Annotated in this window: 7 protein-coding genes; 5 read left to right on the top strand and 2 right to left on the bottom strand. The window is 27.5% G+C overall.

All coding sequences use genetic code 11. The features are described 5' to 3' along the window. Nucleotides 1-3 precede the first annotated feature (3 nt). On the top strand, nucleotides 4-129 hold the full coding sequence (locus tag MR593_RS13625) for an alpha/beta hydrolase (protein ID WP_290693270.1): 126 nt from the start codon (nucleotides 4-6) through the stop codon (nucleotides 127-129). Nucleotides 130-350: 221 nt separating this feature from the next. Here MR593_RS13625 and MR593_RS12030 read toward each other — a convergent pair whose 3' ends face one another. Continuing rightward, complete coding sequence (locus MR593_RS12030; RefSeq protein ID WP_290693253.1) at nucleotides 351-1916, bottom strand: oligosaccharide flippase family protein; 1566 nt, start codon at nucleotides 1914-1916, stop codon at nucleotides 351-353. Between the two features lie 183 nt (nucleotides 1917-2099). Between MR593_RS12030 and MR593_RS12035 the strand changes: the two genes are divergently transcribed. Next, on the top strand, nucleotides 2100-2585 hold the full coding sequence (locus tag MR593_RS12035; RefSeq protein WP_290693256.1) for an RNA polymerase sigma factor: 486 nt from the start codon (nucleotides 2100-2102) through the stop codon (nucleotides 2583-2585). 1 nt (nucleotide 2586) lies between these two features. Continuing rightward, nucleotides 2587-3336 carry a DUF6241 domain-containing protein gene (locus tag MR593_RS12040; protein ID WP_290693258.1) on the top strand — a complete coding sequence of 250 codons (750 nt, stop codon included), beginning with the start codon at nucleotides 2587-2589 and terminating at the stop codon, nucleotides 3334-3336. A 72-nt stretch (nucleotides 3337-3408) separates the two neighbouring features. On the opposite strand, the gene MR593_RS12045 is transcribed toward MR593_RS12040, so the two are convergent. Next, nucleotides 3409-3999, bottom strand: a complete 591-nt coding sequence (locus tag MR593_RS12045; protein ID WP_290693261.1) for a hypothetical protein — start codon at nucleotides 3997-3999, stop codon at nucleotides 3409-3411. A 258-nt stretch (nucleotides 4000-4257) separates the two neighbouring features. On the opposite strand from MR593_RS12045, the gene MR593_RS12050 reads away from it, so the two are divergent. Both MR593_RS12050 and MR593_RS12055 read left to right on the top strand, forming a co-directional pair. Beyond that, entirely contained in the window at nucleotides 4258-6675 is a 2418-nt protein-coding gene (locus MR593_RS12050; RefSeq protein ID WP_290693264.1) for a PAS domain-containing sensor histidine kinase, read from the top strand. A 134-nt stretch (nucleotides 6676-6809) separates the two neighbouring features. Beyond that, on the top strand, nucleotides 6810-7711 hold a 902-nt coding region (locus MR593_RS12055; RefSeq protein WP_290693267.1), incomplete at its 3' end, for an alanyl-tRNA editing protein.

A 7711-nucleotide genomic window follows, 5' to 3' on the forward strand; every position in this document is an offset into this window, starting at 1 on the left:
TCGTTGTGGGGAAGTAAAGACGGAGTTTTTGATTTTCAGTCTTTAATCGATGCAAAGGAAAAGCTGCCATCAGATACGACTTACATTGAAATAGAGGGCGCAAACCACTCTCAATTTGGAGATTACTGAAATTATAAAAAAGACGAGGCGGCACTTATAAGCGAGGAGTAACAACAAGAGAAGGCTGTTCAAAGTATAGTTAGCTTTATTCAAGAAACAGAATAATTGAAAAATATATATATAAAAAGATTGATAAGAAAAATTTCAGTTGAGATTTTCAAATCAATCTTTTTTATTTATAATGCGTAGGAAAGGGTAGCGTACTTGCTACGCCAAGTACTTAAATTATATTAAATCTGTCTATATAAATTTAACTCTTTCCAGTTTGCACCTCGAGGATCCTTTTTAAATGCATCTACAAACCACATGATATCTTTTTTAGATATACATTTAAATAAAAATAATAAAGTTATGTAAATAAGTAAGGCTAAAATTCCTTCAGCAATTAAATAATGTACATTTAAGTAATCGAATAAATTTCTTATAAAAAAAGTAGATATAAATATCGCAAATGAAGGCTTTATAACCCAACCTACAATTGAAAAATCTAGCTTTGTAACTCTTAAAAGCCTGCTCATACTAAGCGAAAAATTTAAAATCGTACTCGTAAATAAGACTAATATAAAGCCCTCTATACCTAATCTGGGGATTAATAGGTTTATCGTACATATTCTGACGGTCATATCTATCAGGTTGTATCTGAGTGTATAGACCTGTTGATTTAGAGCGTTTAAGCTGCCGTCTACTATTCTATCTAAGTACATCAGTGGAATTAAAGGAGCGAGGATTTTTAGTATGATTCCAATTTGAATGTTTTTGTATAAAATAAGTCCCAATTCATTTGAATAAGTCATAAAAAAACCAGTTGAAAAAAATGCAATTATCAAAGTGAATTTTATAACCTTAGATATGACGAAGTTTACTGATTGAGGCTTATTAAGTACATTGTACTGCGCTATCTCTGGAATTATAAGTGTTGAAAACGATGCTAAAAATATCGATGGAAAGTTTAAAAGTGGCAGTGCCATTGCCTTTATCATCCCAAATATCGACAAGGAGGTAGTAGTCGAGGAACCGTATATTTTAAGTGATTTAGGAATTAAGATGTCTTCTATAGATTTTAAAGATGTCTGTACATATGCACTTCCCGCAATAGGAAGAGATACAGATAAAACTTCTCTAAAAACACTTTTATCGATATTTCTTATGAGGCTATTATTTGATTTTTTTTCTAATAAATACATAACAAAGGAGCAAAAGCAAGCAGCTATATTTCCAAGGCTCATACCCAGTGTTATAAAACAGCACGTATGCTCTAAATTATAATTACAAAATGAAGTTACAAAAAAAGCGACCACAGCTATCATAGTTATGTTTTCTATAAAATCAGAGAAAATACTTTTAATCACCTTTCTTAAGCCGTAAAAATACCCATTAAAGCACGCTGCAATGCCTACAAAGGGCATACCTAAGGCTAAAATCTGAAGTGGAAGATTAGCTCTAATATCACCTATCAAAGCTTCACTTATAAAGTAGGATTTGTTGTATAAAACTAGCGATGCTATCGTGCTAAAAAATAAAGTGTATATAAATCCGCATTTTAGCAATGTCCTAACTTTGTTCTTGTTATTTTTGCCTATTTCCTCTGCTACTAGTCTAGTCAAGGTTAGTCTTATACCAGATATAGCCACCGTAGATGCAAATACGTTGATGCTCATAATAAGCTGAAAAAGACCCATGCCCTCACTGCCGATTTTATTTGATAAATATATTCTAAACAACATACCCAAAAGCCCTAATATCATAGTAGAAAATGTCAATAAAAAGGTATTTATAATCAAATTTTTTCTTCTCATATGTATATCTCCTTAAAAATAAATATACTTATTTATATGATTTAAAATATTTAAAAATAATATGAAAATATATGTTTTCTATTAAAAATCCAATATATACAAGTAAAGGAAAATATAATATGTGTTGCTCAAAATATAAAAAAAGTGTAAAATTATTTCTAACAGAGGAAAAGGAGAGTAGAATTGGATAATATTTTAAAAGCAATAAATGGAAATAAAAAAGCTATTAAACAATTGATAAAGGATTATAGCGAGCAGATGTACAAGCTTATTTTTCTTCATACTAAATATGAAGAGGACAGCAAGATAATACTTAGAGATACAGTATGCTTTATTGAACAAAATATTTCAAAATTAGATGAAGATCAAGACATTATTTTATGGATATATAAAATAATAATTATAAATACAAACAATTTCTTAGAAAGTATAGGTATGGTTGAAGGCGACATAAATCTTAAAGACTACTATAATAATGAAAAAATAAATCTATACAAGGGAATCGATTTACTAGATGGAAAATACAAAAGCGTGGTTATACTCAAATACTATTTTGATCTTTCTTATGAGGAAATAGGAGAGGTCGTTGATTTAAATACAGATACAGTTCGAATTTACATTAGACAATCGTTAAAAAAAATCAAGGCAAGTGTGGGTGAATATTTATAATATGAAAGAACAAAATCCGTATATATTACATGACAAAAATAATTTAAAAAATATAGAAATAAATATAGATGAGGATATAAAAAAAGATATAAATGATTTTTATTTTTCAAAAGAGGATTTAGAAAATATAAAAATTCCATCTGATTTAGATGATATAATAAATGAGCCCTTTTTAGAGGATAAAAAAGAGAAAAAAAGCTATCTTATAAGCTGGATAGTAGATCTTTTGCTGGTATTTATTTTATTATTGCCTATAGCGGGAATTTACAACCCAAATATATTTTCAAAGGTCGATTCAGTATATCCTTTTTTTGTGAAAGCACATAATTTTCTAGACAAAGACAATATTCTTAGATTATTAGGGGGAAAGTCAAGTGATGAAAATTTAAAGAATGCAAAGCCAACCGTAGTAGTAAAGGCAAAGGATGTCAAAAAACCAAAGAGCAATACAGAGGAATTAGAGCTAATACACTCTTTAGCTAATTCACTTATAAAGGCAGAGTACAAATGGGAATGCACTGAGGTCACTCCAAAGACCATAAAAAAGGCTATCTCAGGAGTAGATTATCTACAAGATAAGTACCATAGGATTTACTTTAGGAGTAATCTAGAAAAATGGCAACAAGGAGATTTTTCTAATGCTGTTGAAGTGCATAATAAGGTCTGGTCTATACTAAAAGGAAATATAGGAGAGGCATATGCACTCGATGAAGAGAGTATATCGAAAATAAAACAAAAATATTTTGAATAAGAAAATCTTTATAAAAAATACCTTATGTAGAAAATAATAAATCTTCTATATAAGGTATTTTTGTTTTTTTATTTATTTATTCTCGATTAAATCTTGACCGCTTAAGTCGTCTAAAAACTCAGTTGATAGAGGATAGTAATATGATTTATCTCCTTTTTCAACTAAGATAGCCTTTTTCGCTACTGAAGAATCTACTTCATGCAAAAATACTAATACATCACAGTATTGTATAAAATCTGTAATCAACTGCTTAGAGTCTTTGTCGATTGAGTATTTTTTAGTGTTTTTATCGTATTTGCAATCGACTAAATAAAGAGGACCTATCTTTTGATTGGTTTCTATAATAGCTGCACTATTGTAGCTAGAAGATAGTTGTCCATGTACAGGAGTTCTATCCTGTAAGTTAGTTTTTTGTAGAAGCTCGTTTAAATCTACATTGCTATCGTTTATAGATAATATGTAGCCTTTTATTTTTAGCTCTGATAAATCATCATCAGAGCTATCTTCGCTACTATCGTCGATTTTAGTACCAGAAGGAGTATCTAATTCATCCATTTGATTTTCTAAAGCTTTATTATCATCAAAATGTTTTTTTATAAAAAAGCCACCTATTAAAACAATAATTAAAAGGATAATAATAGATAGTATTTTACCTTTTTTCATATAATCACCTCAAATATAATTATAACATCTTTAATCAATAAAACAAATTTATATAATGAAAAAAAAATCTAAACCTAAATCTAAAAAATATTTTAAAAACTTAAAAAATATTAATATTTGAAAAAATAATTAAAAATGCAAAAAAAGTTAAAAAAACATATATATTAATGTTTGATTTATTATTTGAAATGATTTATCCTTTATATATAGAGTAATGTAAGTGAATTTACAAAAAAGTTTTACAAGGAGGGATGAAAGATGGTGAATATTTTTAATCATATGGATAATTTTATTTTTGTGATAAGCACCAACAGAAAGATAAAATTTGCTAATAAAACTGTTTTAAAAAAGATAAATGCAGATTTAAAAGACATTGTAGATACTCCTGTAAAAGACTGCCTATACAGTAATGGAAAAAGTATAGATAATTTAATCAATAGTTTAGAAAAAGATGAAGATATAAATTTTGACTTTTACTTGGAAATTGATACAAAAAAATATTTTTTTAATGGAGATTTATTAGAAGGTACTTTTTATAAAGAACGCAGTTACTTCATAATAGCTAGAGATGTATGTGAAAAATACTATAAAAGAGAGGATCTAGAAGCTCTATTAGATACTATAAATATAAATTGCTTTATTAAAAATAAAAAAGGCGAGTATTTATATGCTAATAAAAGAAAATGTGATTCTCACAATAGAACAAAAGAAGAAATTATAGGTCATCGAACGAATGATTTGTTTAGTATAGAAGAGTCAGAATATATTGAAAAAATCGAAAATGAAGTGATAAAAAGAAAAGAGCCTTTTTCAACAGAAGAAAAATTTACTATTGGAGATAAAAAAGTATGGTATGAAGTGGCGATAAATGCGATTTTAAATGAAGACGACAGTGTAAAAAATATAGTTGGAAGTAGTAGAAATATAGATATAAGAAAACATCTAAATAAAACATTAGATTATACAAGGATTAAATTTAGAGAAATTAATAAATTTTTAGATGAAGATAAAGATAATCTAATGAATTTATTAGACTATATATCTGAAAAAACGTTGATGCATTTTAATGCTGACGGAATAGCTATTATGCTTTATAAAGAAAAAGAAAACGATTTTTGCACATTAGTCACCAGGGGAATAGTATTAGATGATTTTAATTTTGATGCTAGTGAAAAGAAAGAGGTTTTTGAATATTCATATGAAAAATATTCTAAGAAATTAGAAGTAGAAGGTATTAAATACGTAGATGAAATGAAAAATAAAATAGTAGCTGAGAAATTAAAGGAAAAAAATATTTATAAAGTAGGAATATACAATATTTCAATAGGTAAAAAAATATTAGGTCATATAATAATAACTTTTTTACAAGATACAAAGCCTATAGAATATGGATACGATTATATAAAGACAATATGTTCTCATTTGGCTGTTACTATTTCAAATATAAATGAATCTAGAAAGATAAAGGAAGAGCTTAAAGAGTACAAGCAAAAGAGAGAATATCTACAAAAATGTATAGAAATATCTGTAGATATAGTAGGTAAATTTGACATAGATGGAAACCTTATTTATATAAATGCAGATAGGTTGAAAAATATATTAGGATGGAATGTAAGGGAATTAAAGGATAAAAGTCTGTATAATATAATGACACCAAGGGATAGAGATGATTTATATACACAAATAAAAAATGGAAATGATTCCACTATACATATGGAAAGTCAATTTCTTTGTAAAAACGGAGAGCGCAAGTGGCTTGAATGCAACATAAAACAATATAAGAACCAAGATTATTTCTTTTTTACAGCAAGGGATATTACACATAAAAAGGAATACCAAAAGAAGGAAAAATTATTAGAAGAAGCAGTGCAGTTAGAATCATTGAAAAATAGATTTTTTAGCAATATATCTCATGAATTTAGAACACCGATAAATATAATTTTAGGTACAGTTCAATTAATTGAGAAATGTAGACAAAATGAAAATTATACATTGGAATATTTAGATTATCATATTAATTTTATAAAAAGAAATTCTTATAGATTATTGAGACTTGTACAAAATTTATTGGATCTAAGTCAAATACAAAGCGAATACTACGATACGAACTTTGGAAATTACGATATAGTCAATATTGTTGAAGATATAACTATGTCAGTTGCTACATATTTGGAAAATAAAGACGTACAATTGATTTTTGACACTAATTGCGAGGAACAGGTTATTTCCTGTGATCCTGAAAAGATAGAGAGAATCATCCTAAATCTATTGTCTAATGCCATTAAGTATAATAAAGACAATAATGATATAGAAGTGTGTATGTTTATTGATGATGAATTTGTAAAAATATATATAAAGGATCATGGTATAGGTATAGAAAAAGAAGAATTAAAAGTTATATTTGAAGAGTTTAAGAAGGTAGATGATGGGCTGACCAGATCCTGTGAAGGAAGTGGAATAGGATTGTCTATTGTAAATCAATTTGTAAAAATTCATAAAGGATATGTAAATGTAAATAGTGAAGTGGGGGTGGGTTCAACATTTGAAGTTGTGTTACCCAACAAAATTAATGATCTAGATAATAGTATTAGTAGAAATTTTATAGCAAGTGACAATATAATGGGTCAAAGCAAGATAGAAAGATGCAACATAGAATTTTCTGATATCTATAATTAGATATAGTTATAAAAGTACGAAATAAGGAGGTGATTTTCACCTCCTTGTTTTAATTAATATCTTAATAATATAAAATATAGTATAATAAAAATATTGATAATGATAATATAGTATAAGGAAAGGTAAAAGTTACAATGCAAAAATTATTTTATGAAGATTCTGAGATAAAAGATTTTACTTGTGAGATAGAAAAAGTCGATGAAATAGATGGAAAATATCATGTTGTTTTAGATAAAACTGCATTTTACCCTGGTGGAGGTGGGCAACTATGTGATTTAGGAACGATAGAATCATGTGATATACAAGATGTATACGAAAAAGACGACGAGATATACCACGTCGTAAAATCAAAACCAAATAAAATACACAAGGTCAAATGCAGTCTAGATTGGAACAGAAGAGAATACTCAATGGTACACCATCTTGCACAGCACGTTATATCGGCGTTGTTTCTAGATAAATTTAAAAGAAAGACTACAAGCTTTCATATGGGAGTTGAGGGAAGTTCTGTAGATATTGAAGGAAGCTTTTCTGATGATGAGATTTTAAAAATTGAAAAAATGGCAAATGACGTTATTTCAGAAAATATCGCCGTAGAGTGTTTTGAAATAACTAGAAAGGAAGCTAAAAAACTAAAAATAAAGGATGATTTTTCTAAAATTCATGGAGATGTTAGAATTGTAAAAGTAGGAGACTTGGATTTTAACTGCTGCTGTGGTGTACATCCTAAGTCAACTTTAAATTTAAAGGTAATAAAATTTAGAAAATGGGAAAAATACAAGGACTCAACTAGAATAGAGTATTTTGCAGGAAACAAAGCGATAGATTATATAATAAATAGAGATAGATATCTAAGCAAGATTTGTAAATATTTAAGCTGTAGCGATGAAGAATCTATCAAGGGAATAGAAAATATAAACAATAAATTGAGCGAGTCTATAAAAGAAAATAAAAAATTAAAAGAAGAAATAGCAAATTATGAAGTAAAGGATATAATTTCATCTGCGAAAATTGTAAATGGAGTATCTGTAATAAA

The sequence above is a fragment of the Intestinibacter sp. genome (assembly GCF_022780145.1).
Lineage (GTDB): Bacteria > Bacillota > Clostridia > Peptostreptococcales > Peptostreptococcaceae > Intestinibacter.

Excerpts from the sequence above, each read along its gene's own strand:
- MR593_RS12030 (WP_290693253.1), bottom strand. The coding sequence starts at position 1,916 with ATGAGAAGAAAAAATTTGATTATAAATACCTTTTTATTGACATTTTCT.
- MR593_RS12040 (WP_290693258.1), top strand. The coding sequence starts at position 2,587 with ATGAAAGAACAAAATCCGTATATATTACATGACAAAAATAATTTAAAA.
- MR593_RS12045 (WP_290693261.1), bottom strand. The coding sequence starts at position 3,999 with ATGAAAAAAGGTAAAATACTATCTATTATTATCCTTTTAATTATTGTT.
- MR593_RS12050 (WP_290693264.1), top strand. The coding sequence starts at position 4,258 with ATGGTGAATATTTTTAATCATATGGATAATTTTATTTTTGTGATAAGC.